Consider the following 1,683-nt stretch of genomic DNA (forward strand, 5'->3'; position numbering starts at 1 on the left):
TGGTCCAGTTGATCAGAAAGACGCGAGTGATAAAGTCAATATTGACCTGAACGTGACTGCGACCGATAAAGATGGCGATACCACTGACGGCACATTGGATATTACCCTTACTGATGGCAGTAATGCCGCGGGTGGCGATGACGGTGTGCTAACACTGGCTGAAGGTGATTTAGATGTTGATGGTAACGGTGTGGGCGGAGCAGATACCACTTACCCTGCATCACAATCGGGTTCATTCGTGATTAAAGCCGGTGAAGATAGCTTAGTGCCGGATTCCGTCAACATTGACCCTGCTTTGCAAGCTGCGTTAATCGTAGAGCTGCAAGCTGAACTAACCTCGGGCGGAGAAGCACTGACCTTTAGCGTCGATGGTGATGGTAATCTTGTCGGTTTATTAAACGGCGATGTTGCAGTAACAGTGTCTTTATCGGGTGAGCAGCAAGGCCAAGACGTGAAAGTCACGGTGATTATCACGCAAAACGTGCCGCTGGATCATAACGGTTCAAACAACGCAGGTTACGTGACTTCTGCCGGTGATGAAATTCACATCAATGTCCCGGTGCAAGCGACCGATACCGATGGTGATGATTTAGATGTGCCAGCCAATGTAGATATCACGATAACAGACGGTGCAAATCCATCGTTTGGTACTGATTCTGGCGTGATCATAAATGAGTCAACCGAGAACGGTAATATAATTTCAGGTCAGATCCCATTAGATGTGGGCTCAGACGCGATTGACAGCATTGTCTTCCAAGTAGCACAACCTGGATTAACGGGGATCACCAGTAACGGCGCCGCGACCACGTTTACGGTTGTTGATAATATATTAACTGTACTCGACAGCGCTGGCGAGGCCGTGATGACAGTCACTATCGCGACGGATGGTTCATACCAAGTAATTGTCACTGGTCCTGTTGATCAAAGTGAATCAACCAACCAAGATAGCAGTGCATTTACTAACATTAATTTGAACGTGACAGCGACAGATGCAGACGGTGACAGTACTGATGGCGCAATGGATATCAATATCACTGATGGCAGCAATGCCGTGGGTGGCGATAAAGGTATGCTAACACTGGATGAAGGCGATTTAGACACCGTTGGTGACGGCGTTAACGTTGGCGATACAGATACCACTTACCCAGCATCACAATCTGGCTCGTTTGTGATTCAAGCGGGTGAAGATCGTCTTGTTCCGGATTCAATTGTTATCGACCCTGCTTTGCAAGCTGCGTTAATCGCAGAGCTGCAAGCTGAACTAACCTCGGGCGGAGAAGCTCTTACCTTTACAGTCGACGGCAGCGGTAATTTGATCGGTACATTGCCAAGCGGCGTTGTTGCAGTGACGGTGTCTTTATCTGGCGAGCAGCAAGGCCAAGACGTGAAGGTGATGGTGACTATTACGCAGAATGTCCCATTAGATCATAATGGGACAAGTGATGGTGGTTACGTGACCTTTGAGGGTGACAACGTCCACATCAATGTGCCAGTGCAAGCGACCGATACCGATGGGGATGATTTAGATGCACCAGCTAATGTTGATATCACCATTACTGATGGTGCAAACCTATCGTTTGGTACTGATTCCGGTGTGACCATTAATGAGTCAACAGACGAAAATAAGGCAATTGAAGGTCAGATCCCACTGAATGTGGGCTCTGATGAAATAGCGAGCATCGA

At 48.1% G+C, this 1,683-nt stretch carries 1 protein-coding gene; it reads left to right on the top strand.

Annotated features, from left to right (window positions below; all coding sequences use genetic code 11):
- A partial coding sequence (locus CXF93_RS21945; protein ID WP_198551571.1) for a hypothetical protein occupies nt 1-1,683 on the top strand: 1,683 nt, incomplete at both ends.

The sequence above is a fragment of the Moritella sp. Urea-trap-13 genome, assembly GCF_002836355.1.
Taxonomy (GTDB): Bacteria; Pseudomonadota; Gammaproteobacteria; order Enterobacterales; family Moritellaceae; genus Moritella.